We start from the raw sequence: 17,561 nt of genomic DNA, 5'->3' as shown, positions 1-17,561 counted from the left end.
GCCGCGCGCACCACGGGCACCGTTCGGGCTCCCGAGCCGAACGCTCAGCCCACGTGCTCCACCCTCGACCCGGAGGCGCTCTTGACCACCCTCAGCCGCGTCGTGACCCGCTGCCTCAGGTCGGCGACGTGGCTCACCACGCCCACGGCGCGGCCGCCGTCGCGCAGCCGGTCCAGTACGTCCAGGACCTCCTCCAGGGTGTCCTCGTCCAGGGTGCCGAAACCCTCGTCCACGAACAGCGTGTCGATGTCCGCGCCGCCCGCCTCGGCACCGGCCACGTCGCCCAGCCCCAGGGCCAGGGCCAGCGAGCTGAAGAACGTCTCCCCGCCCGAGAGCGTGGCCGGGTCGCGCTCGACCCCCGTCCAGGCGTCGACCACCCGCATGCCCAGGCCGCCGGCCGAACGCGCGCGTCCGTCACCGGCGGCCTTGTCCACCGTGTACCGCAGCTCGTACCGGCCGTCCGACATCGTCACCAGGCGGTCGTTGGCGGCGGCCACCACCCGCTCCAGGCGGGAGGCCAGCACGTACGCGGACAGGCGCACGTTGTCGGTGTTGTCGGGGGAGGTCCCCGCCGCCAGGCCGCGCAGTCCCTCGGCCACCGTGTAGCGGTGCAGCACCGGCTCGCAGTCCGCCAGCTGCCGACGGAGGTCCTCGCGCAGCTCGGTGAGCCGGCGCGCCCTCTCCTCCAGCGTGCTCCGCCAGGCCACCGCGCGGTCGGCGGCCTCCGAGGCGCGCCGGGCGTCGGCCTCCAGCGCCTCCAGGTCCGGGGCGGGCAGTCCCTCCGCGGCGACCAGGCCGGGGTCGGCCAGCGCGGCCTCGGCGGCGGCCAGTTCGTCGTCGAAGGAGCGGGCGCGCTCGCGCAGCGCACGCCGCTGCCCCTCGTCCACGGCGGCCTCCCACACCCCGGCCTCGTCGGCGAACCGGGCGTCGGCCCGCGCCCGCTCGGCCTCGGCGGCGGCCGCGCGCAGCTCCTCGGCCGCGCGGTCGCGGCCGACGGCGGCCTCGGCGGCGGCGCGGAGCAGGTCGGCCTCGCCGTTCAGCCTGGTGATCCGCTCGTCCAGCCCCGCGTCGTCCCCGCGCGCCCGGTCCAGCTGGGCGGTCAGCCTCTCGTGCTCGCGGACGGCGTTCTCCCGGTCGGCTTCCAGCCGGCTCTCCTGGCGGACCAGGTCGCCCTCACGGGCACGGGCCCCCTCCAGGTCGCCGACGGCCCTCTCCAGCGCCTCCTCCACCCGGTGCGCCTCCCCTGCGGCCTCCCGGGCCTCCGACAGCGCCAGGGCGTGGGCCCGCACCTCCTCGAGGGCGGACTCCGGGGTGCGGTCCTCGGCGCGCTCGCGGGCGGCGTCGCGCCGCTCGCGCAGCGCCACCACGGCGTTCTCGGCCTCGGTGCGCCGGGCGGCGGCGTCATCGGCGGCCGCCTGGGCCCGCTTCTCCTCCTCCGCGGACACCAGACCCCCGTCGGAGGGCCGGGCGGGGGAGGGGTGCTCCGCCGATCCGCACACGGCGCACGGCTCGCCTTCGGAGAGGCCGGCCGCCAACTCGGCGGCCATGTGGGTGATCCGGCGCTCGCGCAGTTCGAGGGCGCGGTCGCGGGCCTCCTGGGCGGCGTCCACCGCCGCGCGGTGCCGTTCCCGGGCCGTCTCCAGCTCCCGGCCGAGGCGTTCGGACTCCACGGCCGCGTCCCGGCGCCGCTCGGCGGCGGCGAGGCCGGTCTCGGCCGACTCCGCCCGGCCCGCCCGGTCGCGCAGGCCGCGCAGTTCGGCGGTCAGCCGCTCCACCAGCGCCGGCAGGTCGGCGACCAGTCCGCGCTGGTGGTCCAACTGGTCGCGGACCTCGCCCAGACGCCGGGTGAGCGCGGTGACGGAGTGGCCCAGGGCCCGGCGGCGCTCGGCGTCCCCGCGCAGCAGCTCCAGACGGGCCAGCTCGTCGCGGCGCTCCCGCTCGGCGCCGCGCAGCGCCTCCTCGGGGCCGGCGCCGGGCCCCGACGGGGACAGGTCCGCGGCGTCGATCCCGGGCATGCCGCCGACCAGCGACAGGTGGTCGGCGACGGCCATCTCGGCCTTGTCCAGCTCGGTGCGCCGGGATTCGCGGGCGCGCAGGAACGGCAGCACCGACTCGGCGCGCTCGGCCGCGTCGAGCCGGGTGTCGATCCCGGACCGCCAGCCGGTGTGCTCGGCGAGCCGGGCGCGGTGCCTGCGCGCGGAGGCCAGCCGCTCCTGGCGGTCGCGCAGCTCCCGCCCCTCGGCCAGGGCCCGCTGCGCGTCCTCGCGGGCCCCGGTGAACTCCCCGGCCACGGTCACGGCGTCGCGTGCGGTCGCGGCGGTGACGGAGGCCAGCTCGGCAGCCCACGCAGACAGCTCCTCGGGCAGATCGGGGGCGGTGGACCGGCCGGCCTCGTTGATCCGGCCCGCGACCGCGCGCACCCGGTCGCGGGCGGCCTCCACCTCGTGGCGCAGCCTGTTGGCGTGCCCCTTGAACCACTCCTCCACGTCGCGGAACACGCGGGTGTTGAAGATCCGCTCCAGGGAGTCGCGCCGGTCGTCGGACCTGGCGCGCAGGAACCGGGCGAAGTCGCCCTGGGGGAGCATGGCGGTCTGGCAGAACTGTTCGAGGGTGAGCCCGACCAGGTCGCCGACGAACTGCCCGGCCTCGTCGGGACGGTTGGTGACGCCCTCCCAGCGGCCGTTGAGCCGCTCCTGGACGAGGACCTTGGCGTTCTCGACCTTGGTGCCGGTCCCGCGCTTCTTGGGCCGCTCCCAGCGGGGGCTGCGCTCGATGCGGACGCGGCGGCCCCGGACGGTGAACTCCAGGGTGATCCGGGGGAGGCGGTCCGGCGGTGCGTGGTCGCTCTTGGGGGAGCGGTCCTTGCCGCGCGCGCCCGGCACGCTGCCGTACAGGGCGAAGCACACCGCGTCCAGCACGGAGGTCTTGCCCGCTCCGGTGGGGCCGTGGATCAGGAAGAGGCCGCCCGAGCTGAGGCGGTCGAAGTCCACCTTCTCGGTGCCCGCGAACGGGCCGAACGCCTCGATGGTGAGGGTGTGCAGCCGCATCAGCGCGCCCCCTCCTGGAGCCGGACCTGCTCGACGGCGGTGTTCACGAGGGCCTCCTCCTCGGGGGTGGCGGGGGTGCCGCGGGCCCACTCGACGAAGTCGGCGACCACCTGGTGATCGCTGCGGCCGGCGACGGAGGCGGCGACCGGGCGGGTATCGGGGGTGCCGCCCTCGGGGGCGAAGTCCAGGACCAGGGCGTGGGGGAAGCGTTCGCGCAGCCGGTCCATGGGGTGGGCCGGGCGGCGGGGGTCGGTGAGGGTGATCTGGAGCCAGTGGCCGGTGTAGGCGTCCCACTCGGGCCGGGTGAGCAGGTCCTCGATCCGGCCGCGGATCCGGGCCAGCGGGCGGGGGACGGGCGCCTCGACGAACTCCGCGCCCGCCAGGCCGCCGGCGTCCAGCTCCACCACCCAGCAGCCCTTGACGTGGTGCTCCTCGGAGAAGGAGTAGGCGAGCGGGCTGCCCGAGTAGCGCACGGACGGGGTGATGGTCTGCCGTCCGTGCAGGTGGCCCAGGGCGACGTAGTCGGCCCCGTCGTAGACCGGGACGGGCACGTGCGAGGCGCCGCCCACGGAGATGTCGCGTTCGCTGTCGGAGGGTTCGCCGCCGGTGACGAAGGCGTGCGAGAGGACCACCGAGCGCGTGCCCGGGCGCTCGGCGAGGTCGGCGCGGACCAGGTCCATGGCGTACCCGACGGCCGTGGCGTGGCCGCGCCCGGGCAGGTCCCACTGGTGGCGGGCGAGCTCCGGTTCGAGGTAGGGGATGCCGTAGAAGGCGACGGGGCCGTGCTCGTCGTCGACGACGACGGGGGTGCCGACCCCCTCCAGGGAGCTGCGCAGGTGGACGCCGGAGGCGTCGATGAGGCCGGTGGCGAAGGACATCCGCGCCATGGAGTCGTGGTTGCCGCTGATGAGGACGGCGCGGGCCCCGGTCCGGCGGATACGGCTGAGCGCCCGGTCGAACAACCGGACGGCGTCGACCGGGGGGAGCGCGCGGTCGTAGAGGTCGCCGGCCACGACCACGACGTCGATCCGGTGTTCGCGGATGGTGTCGACGAGGTGGTCGAGGAAGGCGGCCTGGGCGTCGATGAGGCTCTCCCTGTGGAAGGAGCGGCCCAGGTGCCAGTCCGAGGTGTGCAGCAGGCGCATGGCACCGGACACTACCGAAGACGGGCGCGCGGCGTTCGGGGAAATCCCGTTCTGTGGACGACTGTGGGATATCGGTGTCCGCGGCCGCCGCCGGGGGCGTCAGTGCTTGCGGGCGAGGGTGAGGCCGTCTCCGATGGGCAGCAGCACCTGCGCGACGCGCTCGTCGGCGACCAGGCGGTCGTTGAAGTCGCGGATGCCCTGCACCGCCGCGGAGGTGGCGGTGGCGTCCACCACACGCCCGTGGGAGAGGGTGTTGTCGGCCAGGACGAGGCCGCCCCGGCGGACGCGGGGGACCAGTTCCTCCCAGTAGCCGACGTAGCCCTCCTTGTCGGCGTCCACGAAGGCCAGGTCGAACTGGGGCTCCGGCGGGAGCGCGCGCAGGGACTCCAGGGCCGGGCCGAGCCTGAGGGTGATCTTGTCGGTGACCCCGGCGCGCTCCCAGTAGCGGCGGGCGACGGAGGTCCACTCGTCGCTGATGTCCAGGGCCAGCAGGCGGCCGTCCTCGGGCAGGCCGCGCGCGAAACAGATCGAGGAGTAGCCGGTGAAGGTGCCGACCTCCACGACGTCGCGCGCGCCGCAGATCCGGGTGAGAAGGGTGGTGAAGGCGCCCTGCTCGGGGCCGATCTGCATGCCCTGGTGGTCCGGGAAGAGCCGGGCGGTCTCCTCGGCCAGGTCGGCGAGCACCTCGTCCACGGGTTCGCTGTGGTCGACGATGTAGGCGTGCAGTGCCGGGGTCAGGTTCTCTGAGGATCGTGTCACGCCCGCCAGCCTAGGACAGCGCGCCCCGGGGCGCCCGGACCCCGGCACCGTGTCCGGACCCTCCGCCGGGGCGGTCGGCCGCGACTAGTACTCGGGCAGCAGTGCGGGCCAGTCGAAGAGGTAGATCGTCCCCACGATGACGCCGATGGTCAGCAGCGGGGTGACCAGCTTCTGCTCGACGGGGCCGTCGGTGACGAAGCCCTTGTTCTGGCCGAAGCGCTTCTTGTAGAAGGGCCAGAAGATCGGCACGCCCATCTTGGTGATCATGTCGCCGAAGAAGTGCAGCACCACGCCGAAGGCCACCGCCAGGCCCAGCCAGCTGTAGTTCACCCCGGCGGTGAACAGGGCCAGCGTGATCCCTCCCGTGGCCAGCGCGTTGATGACCCCCGAGGCGACGCGGTTCTTGTCCAGGCCGAACCCCAGGCCCTGCAGGGCGATACCGATCAGCAGGAACACGAAGACCTGGACGGCCATCTCCGACCACAGGGCCAGCAGCTGCACCAGCGCGCCCATGAGGACCGCGAAGAAGAACGAGTGCGTTCCCATGCGGTGTCCGCCGAAGAGGAAGCCGAGCATGCCGCTCAGCGTCTCGGTGACCTTGCCGTAGGTCTTGGTCACCGTGGCGCTCTTGTGGTCCAGATCGGGCAGCAGGGCCGCGCCGGCGCAGACCAGGGAACCGGCGATGACCTCACCGGGGCCCAGGTGGAAGCTGAGTCCGAGAAATTCCGTGCCCTGGACCAGCGGAACGACCGCCATCCAGCCGACCACGCCGCTCAGTGCGTGCGAGTGCCCCATCATGGCCGGAACCGTAGCGGAGTAAGGCATTCGCTGCCAACGCGGGGTGGTGTGAACGTCCCGCCCGTGACGCGGTGCACACGGACCACTCCGACACCGGCCCCCGAGGGCGAATGTATGCCAATGTCACGGCGCTCCCCGTAGATCATTGACGTTGATCACAGCGTGTTGGTAAACAACCACCAACCCCAGGGTGAGCGGTGGCGCGCCGCCCACCACACGATCCTCTGACAGGGGCCGCACATGAACTCCCACCACCGCCCTTCCGGCCTCCTCCGATCACCCGGCCTCCGCCGGCCCCGCGGCGCCCCCCTCCGCCGCGCCGCCGCCGCGGGCACCGCCCTGCTCCTGGCCGCGACCCCCGCCCTCGCCTCCGCCCCCGCCGCCGCGGACGAGGGCGGTCAGGACACCCTCACGGTCGCGATCTCCCAGCAGGTGGACTCGTTCAACCCCTTCACGGCCCAGCTCGCGGTCACCACCAACATCCTTCGCCACGTCTACGACTCCCTCACCACCACCAACCCCGAGACGAACGAGCCCGCCCCCGCCCTGGCCGAGTCCTGGGAGACGAGCGAGGACGGCCTCACCTGGACCTTCCGGCTGCGCGACGACGTCACCTTCTCCGACGGCGAGCCCCTCACCGCCGACGACGTGGCCTGGACCTTCACCACGATGATGGAGAACGAGGCGGCGGCCGTGGCCAACGGCAACTACGTCGCCGACTTCAGACTGGTCACCGCTCCTGACGACCACACCGTGGTCATCGAACTGGACGAGCCCCAGGCCACCATGGCCTCCCTGAACGTCCCGATCGTGCCCCGGCACGTCTGGGAGCCGGTCCTGGAGGAGGAGGGGGAGGCCTTCGCCGAGTACGGCAACGAGGACTTCCCGACCGTCGGCAGCGGCCCCTTCGTCCTCAGCGGCCACGACCGGGGCAGGTCCATCACCCTGGAGGCCAACCCCGACCACTGGCGCGGCGCCCCCGGCTTCGACCGGATCGTCATGCGCTACTACTCCGAGAAGGACGCCGCGGTCGAGGCCCTGCGCAGCGGCGAGATCTCCTTCGTCTACGAGCTCACCCAGGCCCAGGCCACCGCCCTGGAGTCCGCCGAGGACATCCACGTCAACTTCGCCGACGGCAAGCGCTTCCAGGCCTTCACCATCAACCCCGGGGCCGTGACCCAGGACGGCGACGAGTTCGGCGACGGGCACCCCGCCCTCGCCGACCGGACCCTGCGCCAGGCCATCGTCATGGCCGTCGACAACGAGGAGATCGTCGACAAGGCGCACGGTGGCCGGGCCGTCGCCGCGGGCGGCTACATCCCTCCCCGCTACGAGGACTTCCACTGGGCGCCGGAGGGCGGCGGGGCCGACCTCGGATTCGACCCCGACGCCGCCAACGCCATGCTCGACGAGGCCGGGTACGAGCGGGGCGCGGACGGAGTGCGCGTCTCACCCGACGGCGACCGCCTCAGGCTGCGCATGCACGTCCACCAGGACCGCCCCGCCAACGTCAACGCCGGACTGATCCTGGTCGAGCGCCTCGCCGACATCGGCATCGAGGTCCAGAACCTCACCGTGGACCCCGGCGTGCTCAGCGACGCCCTCTACGCCGGCGAGTACGACCTCATCTTCACCGGGTGGACGGTCAACCCCGACCCCGACTACGTCCTCAGCATCCACACCTGCGGGGCCCTGCCCACCGAACCCGGCACCATGCAGGGCGACGCCTACTTCTGCGACGAGGAGTACGACGAGCTCTACGAGGCCCAGCTCGCCGAGTACGACCGCCCCGCGCGCGCCGAGCTCGTCCACCGGCTCCAGGAGGTCCTCTACCGCGAGGCCGTCGTGAACGTCCTCGCCTACCCCGACATCATGGAGGCCTACCGCACCGACCAGATCGCCTCCATCCAGTACGAGCCCGCCGAGGGCGGCAACATCTGGGGCCAGGAGGGCTACTGGGCCTGGTGGTCCGCCGAACCCGCCTCCGCCGAGGCCGGAGCCTCCGCCTCCGGGCCCTCCACCGGGGTCTGGGTCGGCGTCGGAGCCGTCGTGCTCGTCCTCGTCGCGGCCGGGGGGTTCCTGCTGTTCCGTCGACGCTCCACCATGGAGGACCGCGAGTGACCAGTACTCCCACCACGGCGGACGGTCCGCCCGGGGCCGGGGCGGCCGACGCCCCCGCCCCGCCGGAGCCGGCCGGGGCCGGCCGGGCCGGGCGCGTCGCGCGCTACGTGGCCGGACGCCTGACGACCGCGGCGGCCTCCCTGGCCGCCGTGGTCGTCGCCGGGTTCTTCCTCTTCCGGATCCTGCCCGGCGACCCCGTCCGCGCCATGACCGAGGGGCGCGAGGTCACCGCCGAACAGCGCGAGGAGCTGCGCCGCCAGTTCGGCCTCGACGAGCCGCTGTGGCGGCAGTTCCTGGACTACGCGTCCGGGCTGCTCCGACTCGACCTGGGCACCTCCTTCCAGTACCGCGAGCCGGTCGCCGAGCTCATCCTGGACAGGCTCGGGCCCACGGTCCTGCTCGCCGGGACCGGCACGGTCGTCGCCGCTCTCCTGGGACTGTTCCTGGGCGCCCGCGCCGGGTGGCGGCCGGGCGGCCGCGGCGACCGCGTCAACACCGCCGTGGCCCTGTTCTTCTGGTCGGTGCCCACGTTCTGGCTCGGCCTGCTGCTCATCGTGTTCCTGGCCTCCGGGCGCGGGTTCGTGCCCGGCCTGTTCCCCACCGGCGGCATGGTCGCCCCCGGCGCCGACGGAGCCCTGGAGACCGCGCTGAGCACCGCCCGGCACATGGTGCTGCCCGTCACCACCATGGTCGCGGTCATCTACGCCCAGTACCTGATGATCATGCGCTCCTCGCTCATGGACGAGAAGGGCGCCGACTACCTCACCACCGCACGCGCCAAGGGCCTGCGCGACACCCTGGTGCGGCGCAGGCACGCCGTGCCCAACGCGCTGCTGCCCACGGTCACGCTCGTCTTCCTCAACCTCGGCCAGGTCGTGTCCGGCGTGATCCTCGTGGAGACCGTGTTCTCCTGGCCCGGCCTCGGACAGCTCTTCTACTCCGGCCTGCGCGTGCCCGACCTCGGCCTCGTCCAGGGCCTGTTCGTGGTCTTCGCGGCCTCGGTGATCCTCATGAACCTTCTCGCCGACCTGGTGTACCCGCTGCTCGACCCCCGGGTGCGCCCGTGAGCGCCCCCGCCGGGACGCCCGGCACCCCGCAGACCAGCGGGACCGACCGGACCGGAGGGGCCGGCGGCGCCGCGCCGCCCACCCCCCGGGCCCTCGCCCGCAGGCGTCGCCGTGAGGCCCTGCGCCGCTTCGCCCGCGAGTACGCCCGCAACCGCGCCGGGCTGATCGGACTGGCCGCGCTGCTGGCCATCGGCGCCCTGGCGCTGACCGCCCCGCTCTTCGTCGACCAGGCCGAGCTCACCATCACCGGCGCTCCCGGCGCCGCCTACCAGCCGCCCAGCGCCGAGTACCCGCTCGGCACCGACAACTTCGGCCGCTCCATCCTGGACCTGGTCGTCTGGGGCTCCCGCGTCTCGCTCACCGTGGGCTTCCTGGCCACGGCCGTCTCCGTGGTCCTGGGCACCCTGGTCGGGATGACCGCCGGGCACTTCGGCGCCTCCGGCGGCACCGCCGGGAGGATCGTGTCCTCGGTGCTCATGCGCGTCACCGACTGGTTCCTGGTCCTGCCCACCCTGGTCCTGGCCGTGGCCCTGGCGGCCGTGCTGCCGCGCGGCACCGGCACCATCATCATCGCCATCGGCCTCACCGTCTGGCCCGCCACCGCCCGGCTGGTGCGCGCACAGACCCTGGCGGTGGAGGCCCGTCCCTACGTGGAGCGGGCCCGCGCCCTGGGCGGAGGCCACGCCCACGTCATGGCCTGGCACGTCCTGCCCAACGTCATGCCGGTCGTGCTCGCCCAGACCACCCTGCTCGTGGCCACCTCGATCATCGCCGAGTCCACCCTGGCCTTCCTCGGCGTGGGCGACCCCACCACCGTGTCCTGGGGAGGCGTACTGGAGGCGGCCCGCAACGCCGGCGCGATCAGTTCCGGGATCTGGTGGTACATGGTCCCGCCCGGTCTGGCGATCGCCCTGGTCGCGCTGTCCTTCACCCTGTGCGGCCGGGCACTCGAATCCGTCATCAACCCGCGACTCCGGGAGCAGCGTTGACCTCCCTGCTCGATGTCCGCGACCTGCGCGTCACCTACCGCACCGGCGGCGGCGACGTCCCCGCCGTACGCGGTGTGGACCTGGCCCTGGACCCCGGCGGCACCCTGGGCCTGGCGGGGGAGTCCGGCAGCGGCAAGTCCACCGTCGCCCTGGCCCTGCTGCGCCTGCTGCCCGGGACCGCCGGTGTCACCGGCGAGGTGCTCCTGGAGGGCGAGGACGTCCTCGGCATGCGCTGGGGCCGCCTGCGCGCGGTCCGCTGGGCGGACGCCTCCATCGTCTTCCAGGGCGCCATGCACTCGCTCAACCCGGTACGCAGGATCGGCGACCAGATCGCCGAGCCCATGGCCGTCCACGGCACGGTCCCCGCCGGGGAGGTGCCCGCCCGGGTCAGCGCGCTCCTGGAGCAGGTCGGCCTGCCCGACTCCCGGTACCGCGACTACCCCCACCAGCTGTCCGGCGGCCAGCGCCAGCGGGTCATGATCGCCATGGCGCTGGCGTGCGAGCCCCGCCTGGTCATCGCCGACGAGGCCACCACCGCCCTGGACGTGATGATCCAGGCGCAGATCCTGGCCCTGCTGCGGCGGCTGGTCGCCGAGCACGGCATCGGCATGCTGATGATCAGCCACGACCTGTCCGTGCTGTCCTCCACCTGCGACCGGGTCGCGATCATGTACGCGGGCCGGATCGTGGAGCAGGGACCGGCCCGGGAGGTCGTGCACGAGCCCGCGCACCCCTATGCCGGAGCGCTCAGCGCGGCCTTCCCCCGTATCGGCGACCCGGCCTCGCGCCTGGCGCCCCGGGGCCTGCCCGGCGACCCGCCCGACCCGGCGGACCCGTCCCCGGGCTGCGTGTTCCGGCCGCGCTGCGCGGTGGCCGAGACCGTGTGCGCCACGGTCGACCCACCCCTGTGGCCCGTGGACCCCGACGCCGAGGGCGCCTCCACCCGGCAGGCGGCGTGCGTGCACGTGGGTCCCGCCCGACCGCTGACGGCGACGGGGGACGGGGGAGCGCCCACGGCGCCGACCGCCGACCCCACCGAGGAGAAGCGCCCTTGAGCACCACCGAGACCGACTCCCACGAGACCCCGCCGACGTCCGGGGAGGGGACCGCACCCGTCCTGAGCGCCCGGGGGGTGGAGGTCGCCTTCGCGGCCGGATTCGCCCCCGGCGGCGGCCGGGGCACCGCCCGTGCCGTGGACGGCGTCAACCTCGACATCGCCGCGGGGGAGATCGTGGCGCTGGTGGGGGAGTCCGGCTGCGGCAAGACCACGCTGGCCCGGGCCCTGCTGGGCCTGGAGCCGACCACGGGCGGAGACGTGGTCTTCGAGGGCGTCCCGCTGCGATACGGCTCCCGCGACATGCGCCGCTACCGGCGCCGGGTGCAGCTGGTGCAGCAGGACCCCACCGGCTCGCTCAACCCGCGCCGCACCGTCTACGAGTCCGTGGCCGAGGGTCTGCGCATCCACGAGGGCACCACCGCCGACGAGTCCGACCGGGTCGGTGCGGCGCTGGCCAAGGCGGGCCTGCGTCCGCCGGAGCGTTTCTTCCCCCGCTATCCGCACGAGCTGTCCGGAGGCCAGCGCCAGCGCGTGGTGATCGCGGGCGCGCTGGTGCTGGACCCCGAGGTGCTGGTGGCCGACGAGCCGGTGGCCTCCCTGGACGCGTCGGTGCGCGGCGAGATCCTGCGCCTGCTCCTGGACCTGCGCGCCGACCTGGGGCTGTCGGCCCTGGTGGCCACACACGACCTGGGACTGGCGTGGAACATCGCCGACCGGGTCGCGGTGATGTACCTGGGCAGGGTGGTGGAGCTGGGCACGGTGGAGGAGGTCCTGGCCGCGCCCGCCCATCCCTACACCCGGGCGCTGCTGTCGGTGCTGCCGGACGCGGAGGGCGAGCCGGTGGTGCTGTCCGGTGAGCCGCCGGACCCCAAGCGCGTGCCGAGGGGATGCCGTTTCCACCCGCGCTGCCCGGTGCTGGCCTCGGGAGAGGCCGAGCGCGCGGGGGTCGCCGACCGGTGCCGCACCGTGGACCCGGCGATCCTGGAGGGCGGAGCCGAACGGAGGGTGGCCTGCCACTGGTCGGCCTCCGACACGGCCGGCCGGGTCCGCGGCCGGGAGCCGGGCACCGGCTGAGGCCGGCGCCGTCTCCGGCAGGGAGGAGCGGCCCGCCGCCGGATGGCCCCGGGAGCCCACCGGGGTGTGACCGTCATCACAGAACGGTGGGTGGGAGCGTGCCCACCCACCGCGAAGACCCCTACCACCTGGCCTCCCGACACCGGTGCATATCGTCCGCATTGGGAGTGTCCCGACCTCTTCGGAGATTCGTGGGCATTCCATGCGTTCCGTCTGGCGGCGTCGTGGGCAGGACCTTGGAGGCGTCAGGCGTCACCCGGCGGGGGTGACCGCTGTCGAGGGAGTAGCCCATGGCCCGGATGACCACGGAAGACGTCCACGAGTACATCAACGGGGTCTGCTTCAAGACCGGCCCTCCCGGAAAGGTCGGGGTCGAGACCGAATGGCTGGTCACCGACCCGGACGACCCGGACGCACCCGTTTCCGTCGACCGCCTCGCGGAGCTGATGGAGGCCAGCGGCCCCCCGCCCGCGGGAAGCAGGATCACCTTCGAACCCGGCGGACAGCTCGAACTCAGCTCGCCCGCCCTCCCGGGCCCGGCCCGGGCGCACGAGGCGCTCTCCACCGATCTGGGCCACATCGGCAAGACCCTCGCCGAATCCGGACTACGCCTGGTCGAGACCGCGCTCGACACCGTACGGCCGCCCCGGCTCCAGCTCCGGCAGCCCCGCTACGCGGCCATGGAGCGGTTCTTCGGCAACCACGGGTACACCGGCGGCCGCACCATGATGTGCAGCACCGCCTCGCTCCAGGTGTGCCTGGACAACGGCGCGGACGCCGCCGACGTCCGCGCCCGCTGGGAGCTCAGCCACCGGCTCGGCCCCGTGCTCGTCGCCGCCTTCGCCAACTCCGCCCTCTGGCGGGGCCGCCCCACCGGCTGGGAGTCCACCCGGTGGGCCATCTGGGCGACCATCGACGCCACCCGGACCCGGCCGGTCCTGGACCAGGGCAGCCATCCCGACCCCGCCACGGCGTGGGCCGAGTACGCGCTGGCCGCGAACGTCATGGCGGTCCCGGCGTGCCCCGACACGGGCACCCCCTGGACCGCGGACCCCGGCGTCACCCTCGCCCAGTGGATCGAGGGGCAGGGGCCGCGCCCGGTCACCCGCGCCGACCTGGAGTTCCACCTCAGCACACTCTTCCCGCCCGTGCGCCCGCGCGGCTGGTGGGAGCTGCGCATGATCGACGCGCTCCCCCTGCGCTGGTGGCCGGTCCCGGTGGCGCTCGCCGCCGCGCTGGTCGACGATCCCCGCGCCCGGGCCGTGGCGGAGGAGTCCACCGAGAGGCTGTGCCGGGGACGCTTCCCCGACCGCCGCCTGTGGATGCGGTCCGCACAGCACGGCATCGCCGACCCCGACGTCGCCCGGTGCGCCCGGGACTGCTTCGACGCCGCCGTCGAGGCCCTGCCGCGCATGGGCGCCGCGTCCCTGTCCGCCCTGGTCGACGACTACGCCGACCGCTACACGCGGCGGGGGTCCAGCCCCGCCGGCACGCGGCCGCGCGTGCCCGCACCGCGCCCGACGCAAGGGCGACACCCCGCGGAACGATCCGCGAGCCCCGACTCCGGACACGCTGGAGGAGCACGGTGAACCACGCACAGGAGCGCGCCAAGGAGCGCATCGCAGCCGAACTCGAACGCAGCAGGCACAGCAGCAACGGGCTGACGCTCGACGCCCTCGACGAGGAGGAGCTGCTCGCCCAGCACTCGCCCCTGATGTCGCCGCTGGTGTGGGACCTTGCGCACGTCGGCAACTACGAGGAGCAGTGGCTGCTGAGGGCGGCCGGGGAGCGCGAGGCGCTGCGCCCCGACATCGACGGCCTCTACGACGCCTTCGAGAACGCGCGCGCCGAACGCGTCAGCCTGCCGCTGCTGCGCCCGGAGGAGGCCCGCGAGTACAACGAGCGGGTGCGCAGGGAGGTGCTCGACGTCCTGGACTCGGTCGACCTCGGCGTGCCCGGACCGCGCGGCGCCCCCGACGACAGGCTCTCCCTGCTGGAGGCGGGACTCGTCTACCACCTGGTCATCCAGCACGAGCACCAGCACGGCGAGACCATGCTCGCCACCCACCAGCTCCGCAAGGGCGCGCCCGTCCTGCTGGAGGACACCGCCGACGTGGCCGCGCTGCGCCCGCCCGCCCGCAAGGAGGTGCTCGTGCCCGAGGGCGAGTTCACCATGGGCACCGACGACGACCCCTGGGCCTACGACAACGAGCGCCCGGCCCGCACCGTCGACCTGGGCCCCTACTGGATCGACACCGCGCCCGTCACCAACGCCGCCTACCAGGAGTTCATGGACGACGGCGGCTACCAGGACCGCCGCTGGTGGACCCGCGAGGGATGGGAGTGGCGGGAGGAGAGGGGCGCCACCTCCCCGGCCTTCTGGACCCGCGAGGGCGAGGGGTGGTCCCGCCGCAGGTTCGGCCGCCGCGAGATGGTGCCCGACGACGAACCCGTCCAGCACGTCAGCTTCCACGAGGCGCAGGCCTACGCCGCATGGGCGGGCAAACGGCTGCCGAGCGAACCCGAGTGGGAGAAGGCCGCCCGCTTCGACCCGCGCACCGGCTGCTCCCGCCGCTACCCGTGGGGGGACACCGAACCCGGGCCCCGCCACGCCAACCTGGGCCGGCGCAGGCTCGGACCGGCCCCGGCCGGGAGCCACCCCGAAGGCGCCTCCCCGCTGGGCGTGCAGCAGCTGGTCGGCGACGTGTGGGAGTGGACCTCCACCACCTTCACCGGCTACCCGGGGTTTTGGGCCTTCCCGTACCGCGAGTACTCGGAGGTGTTCTTCGACGACGGGTACAAGGTGCTGCGCGGCGGCTCCTGGGCCACCCACCCCACCGCCGCCCGGTCCACCTTCCGCAACTGGGACCACCCGCTCCGGCGGCAGATCTTCAGCGGGTTCCGCTGCGCACGCGACGCGGAACCCGCCTGATGTGCCGCCACCTCGCCTACCTGGGGCCGCCGCGTACGGTGCACGATCTGCTGTACGCGGCGCCCCACTCGCTGTACGTCCAGGCCTGGGCGCCGCGCATGCAGCGGTACGGCACCGTCAACGCCGACGGGTTCGGCGTCGGCTGGTACCCCCGGGCGGACGCCGGACCGCTGCGCTACCGCCGGGCCATGCCCATGTGGGGCGACGCCTCCTTCGCCGACGCCGCCCGCGCCATCACCTCCGGGTGCGTGGTGGCCGCCGTCCGCGACGCCACCCCCGGGTTCGGCTCCGAGGAGTCGGGTGCCCAGCCCTTCCGGGCCGACCGGCTGCTGTTCAGCCACAACGGCGCGGTCAAGGACGACGAGGCGCTCGCCGCGGCCTTCTCCTCGCCTCCGCCCGGAGGGGTGCTGGACGCACGTGCCGCGCTGGACTCCGCGCCCCTGTTCGCGCACACCGTGCGGCTGTGGCGGGCGTCGGGCGACCTGGCCGGAACCCTGGCCGGCGTGGTCCGCCAGGCCCGTGAGCACTCCGGGGGCCGCTACAACCTGCTGGCCAGTGACGGAGAGGCACTCGTCGGCACGGCCGCGGGGGACACCCTGTTCACCCTGCGCGAGCCCGGCGGAGGGGTATTCCTCGCGTCCGAGCCCTTCGACGACGCGCCCGGCTGGCACGAGGTCCCCGAGGACTCGGTGGTCGTGGCCACGGCGGAGAGCACCGAGATCCATCCACTGGGCTGAGGGGAGGCCCGCCCACCCTCCGTACACCGCACCCGTACCGGGCCCCGGGCCCGAAGCGCAGGAGGCACCATGTTCCGGATCGACCGCAACCTGACCGCCGACGACCTCGACAAGGCGCTGCGCGCGGACGTGGCCGAGGGGCTGGGCGCGCACCCCAAGCGGCTTCCGCCCAAGTGGTTCTACGACGAGCGCGGCAGCGCCCTGTTCGAGGAGATCACCGCACTGCCCGAGTACTACCCCACCCGCGCCGAACGCGCCATCCTGGCGCTGCGGGCCGACGCGGTCGCCGAGGCGGCGGACGCCGAGGCGCTCATCGAGCTCGGCTCCGGCTCCGGGGTCAAGACGCGGCTCCTGCTGGACGCCATGGGCCGCCACGGACGCCTCACCCGCTTCGTGCCCGTCGACGTCAGCGGCGACTTCCTCGCCTCCTCCGCACGCGGTGTCGCCGACGACCACCCCGGCCTGGACGTACACGCCGTCGTCGGCGACTTCGAGGAGCACCTCGGCCTGCTGCCGGTCGCCTCGGCCGGTGAGCGCCAGCTCCTGGCCGTCCTCGGCTCCACCATCGGCAACCAGGAGCCCGGCCCGCGCGCCGCCTTCCTCCGGGACATCCGCGGCGTCCTGAACCACGGCGACTCGCTGCTGCTCGGCGTCGACCTGGTCAAGGACGCCGCCCGCCTGGTCGCCGCCTACGACGACGCCCAGGGGGTGACCGCCGCATTCAACCGCAACGTGCTCAGCGTCATCAACCACCGGCTCGGCGCCGACTTCGACCCCGGCGCCTTCGACCACCTGGCGCGCTGGAACGCCGAGCGGGAGTGGATCGAGATGCGGCTGCGCTCACGGACCGACCAGCGCGTCCGGGTCGCCGACCTAGACCTGGAGGTCGACTTCGCCGCCGGGGAGGAGATGCTCACCGAGATCTCGGCCAAGTTCCGCAGGGAGGGCCTGGCCGCCGAGCTGGATGCCGCCGGGTTCGACCTCGTCCACTGGTGGACCGACCCGGACGGGGACTTCGCGCTCGCCCTGGCCTCGGTCCGCTGACCACCCCGTTCTCCGGTACGCTCGTGCCGTGTTCAAGGTAGGAGTTTTCGGCGCCGACGGGCGCATGGGGTCAGAGGTCGTCAGGGCGGTTCAGGGCGCCGACGACATGGAACTCGTCGCGGGCGTGGACAGCGCCGACGAACGGGACGCGGTGCGGGGGGCCGACTGCGTCGTCGACTTCACCCACCCCGACGTGGTGATGGACAACCTGGAGTGGCTCATCGGCCACGGGATCCACGCCGTCGTGGGCACCAGCGGCTTCGACGAGGCCAGGCTGGAGCGCGTGCGCGCCATGCAGGCCGCCACGCCCGGAGCCAAGGTGCTGGTCGCCCCGAACTTCGGCATCGCCGCCGTGCTGATGATGCACTTCGCGCGCAAGGCGGCGCCGTACTTCGACTCCACCGAGATCATCGAACTGCACCACCCGGGCAAGGCCGACGCCCCCAGCGGCACCGCCTACCGGACCGCCGAGCTGGTCGCCGAGGCCCGCCGCGAGGCCGCGTCCGCACCCATGCCCGACGCCACCACCTCCGAGATCCCCGGCGCCCGCGGCGCCGACGTGGAGGGCGTGCGCGTGCACGCGCTGCGCATCGCCGGGCTCATCGCCCACCAGGAGGTCGTGTTCGGCACGGACGGGGAGACCCTCAAGATCCGGCACGACTCGATGAACCGCACCTCCTTCATGCCGGGCGTGCTGTTGGGCGTGCGCGGGGTGGCCGACCTGCCTGCGCCGCTCACCGTGGGCCTGGACGCCCTCCTCGACCTGGACTAGCGCTCGCGTCGCCGCCGGC

The 17,561-nt window shown here is 74.0% G+C and carries 14 protein-coding genes; 10 read left to right on the top strand and 4 right to left on the bottom strand.

Going from position 1 to position 17,561, the window contains the following annotated elements; all coding sequences use genetic code 11:
* Positions 1–44: 44 nt before the first annotated feature.
* From A6A08_RS11685 to A6A08_RS11670, 4 genes are all read right to left on the bottom strand, one after another.
* Entirely contained in the window at positions 45–3,047 is a 3,003-nt protein-coding gene (locus A6A08_RS11685; RefSeq protein WP_073702581.1) for an AAA family ATPase, read from the bottom strand.
* Positions 3,047–4,192 carry an exonuclease SbcCD subunit D gene (locus A6A08_RS11680; RefSeq protein ID WP_073702580.1) on the bottom strand — a complete coding sequence of 382 codons (1,146 nt, stop codon included), beginning with the start codon at positions 4,190–4,192 and terminating at the stop codon, positions 3,047–3,049. The genes A6A08_RS11685 and A6A08_RS11680 overlap by 1 nt, the downstream gene beginning before the upstream one ends.
* A 99-nt stretch (positions 4,193–4,291) precedes the next feature.
* Positions 4,292–4,951: an O-methyltransferase gene (locus tag A6A08_RS11675; RefSeq protein WP_073702579.1), complete on the bottom strand. Its 660-nt coding sequence runs from the start codon at positions 4,949–4,951 to the stop codon at positions 4,292–4,294.
* 84 nt (positions 4,952–5,035) lie between these two features.
* Positions 5,036–5,749 carry a metal-dependent hydrolase gene (locus A6A08_RS11670; RefSeq protein WP_073702578.1) on the bottom strand — a complete coding sequence of 238 codons (714 nt, stop codon included), beginning with the start codon at positions 5,747–5,749 and terminating at the stop codon, positions 5,036–5,038.
* 240 nt (positions 5,750–5,989) lie between these two features.
* Here A6A08_RS11670 and A6A08_RS11665 point away from each other — a divergent pair, with 240 nt between their 5' ends.
* The 10 genes from A6A08_RS11665 to dapB all read left to right on the top strand — a co-directional run bounded on the left by A6A08_RS11665 (position 5,990) and on the right by dapB (position 17,542).
* Positions 5,990–7,870 carry an ABC transporter substrate-binding protein gene (locus A6A08_RS11665; RefSeq protein ID WP_073702577.1) on the top strand — a complete coding sequence of 627 codons (1,881 nt, stop codon included), beginning with the start codon at positions 5,990–5,992 and terminating at the stop codon, positions 7,868–7,870.
* Positions 7,867–8,937: an ABC transporter permease gene (locus A6A08_RS11660; protein ID WP_073702576.1), complete on the top strand. Its 1,071-nt coding sequence runs from the start codon at positions 7,867–7,869 to the stop codon at positions 8,935–8,937. Before A6A08_RS11665 ends, A6A08_RS11660 begins: the two co-directional genes overlap by 4 nt.
* Positions 8,934–9,926 carry an ABC transporter permease gene (locus A6A08_RS11655; protein ID WP_073702575.1) on the top strand — a complete coding sequence of 331 codons (993 nt, stop codon included), beginning with the start codon at positions 8,934–8,936 and terminating at the stop codon, positions 9,924–9,926. The genes A6A08_RS11660 and A6A08_RS11655 overlap by 4 nt, the downstream gene beginning before the upstream one ends.
* Positions 9,923–10,981, top strand: coding sequence for an ABC transporter ATP-binding protein (locus A6A08_RS11650; RefSeq protein ID WP_073702574.1), 1,059 nt, complete (start codon positions 9,923–9,925; stop codon positions 10,979–10,981). The genes A6A08_RS11655 and A6A08_RS11650 overlap by 4 nt, the downstream gene beginning before the upstream one ends.
* Complete coding sequence (locus A6A08_RS11645; protein WP_073702573.1) at positions 10,978–12,057, top strand: ABC transporter ATP-binding protein; 1,080 nt, start codon at positions 10,978–10,980, stop codon at positions 12,055–12,057. Before A6A08_RS11650 ends, A6A08_RS11645 begins: the two co-directional genes overlap by 4 nt.
* Positions 12,058–12,347: 290 nt before the next feature.
* Positions 12,348–13,646, top strand: coding sequence for an ergothioneine biosynthesis glutamate--cysteine ligase EgtA (gene egtA / locus A6A08_RS11640; protein ID WP_073702572.1), 1,299 nt, complete (start codon positions 12,348–12,350; stop codon positions 13,644–13,646).
* Positions 13,643–14,989 carry an ergothioneine biosynthesis protein EgtB gene (gene egtB / locus A6A08_RS11635; protein ID WP_073702571.1) on the top strand — a complete coding sequence of 449 codons (1,347 nt, stop codon included), beginning with the start codon at positions 13,643–13,645 and terminating at the stop codon, positions 14,987–14,989. The genes egtA and egtB overlap by 4 nt, the downstream gene beginning before the upstream one ends.
* Positions 14,989–15,726, top strand: coding sequence for an ergothioneine biosynthesis protein EgtC (gene egtC, locus A6A08_RS11630; RefSeq protein WP_073702570.1), 738 nt, complete (start codon positions 14,989–14,991; stop codon positions 15,724–15,726). Before egtB ends, egtC begins: the two co-directional genes overlap by 1 nt.
* 69 nt (positions 15,727–15,795) lie before the next feature.
* A complete protein-coding gene (gene egtD, locus A6A08_RS11625) occupies positions 15,796–16,770 on the top strand; it encodes an L-histidine N(alpha)-methyltransferase (RefSeq protein WP_073702569.1) in 975 nt (324 codons plus the stop codon).
* Between the two features lie 28 nt (positions 16,771–16,798).
* Positions 16,799–17,542 carry a 4-hydroxy-tetrahydrodipicolinate reductase gene (gene dapB, locus A6A08_RS11620; RefSeq protein ID WP_073702568.1) on the top strand — a complete coding sequence of 248 codons (744 nt, stop codon included), beginning with the start codon at positions 16,799–16,801 and terminating at the stop codon, positions 17,540–17,542.
* Positions 17,543–17,561: the final 19 nt, after the last annotated feature.

Origin of the sequence: Nocardiopsis sp. TSRI0078 (assembly GCF_001905145.1) — a bacterium.
GTDB lineage: Bacteria > Actinomycetota > Actinomycetes > Streptosporangiales > Streptosporangiaceae > Nocardiopsis.
This window is presented reverse-complemented; position numbering and strand designations above follow the sequence as displayed.

Bases quoted from the DNA above. Each gene is read 5' to 3' on its own strand.
- A6A08_RS11685 (WP_073702581.1), bottom strand. From the start codon at position 3,047: ATGCGGCTGCACACCCTCACCATCGAGGCGTTCGGCCCGTTCGCGGGC.
- A6A08_RS11680 (WP_073702580.1), bottom strand. From the start codon at position 4,192: ATGCGCCTGCTGCACACCTCGGACTGGCACCTGGGCCGCTCCTTCCAC.
- A6A08_RS11670 (WP_073702578.1), bottom strand. From the start codon at position 5,749: ATGATGGGGCACTCGCACGCACTGAGCGGCGTGGTCGGCTGGATGGCG.
- A6A08_RS11665 (WP_073702577.1), top strand. From the start codon at position 5,990: ATGAACTCCCACCACCGCCCTTCCGGCCTCCTCCGATCACCCGGCCTC.
- egtA (WP_073702572.1), top strand. From the start codon at position 12,348: ATGGCCCGGATGACCACGGAAGACGTCCACGAGTACATCAACGGGGTC.
- egtC (WP_073702570.1), top strand. From the start codon at position 14,989: ATGTGCCGCCACCTCGCCTACCTGGGGCCGCCGCGTACGGTGCACGAT.
- egtD (WP_073702569.1), top strand. From the start codon at position 15,796: ATGTTCCGGATCGACCGCAACCTGACCGCCGACGACCTCGACAAGGCG.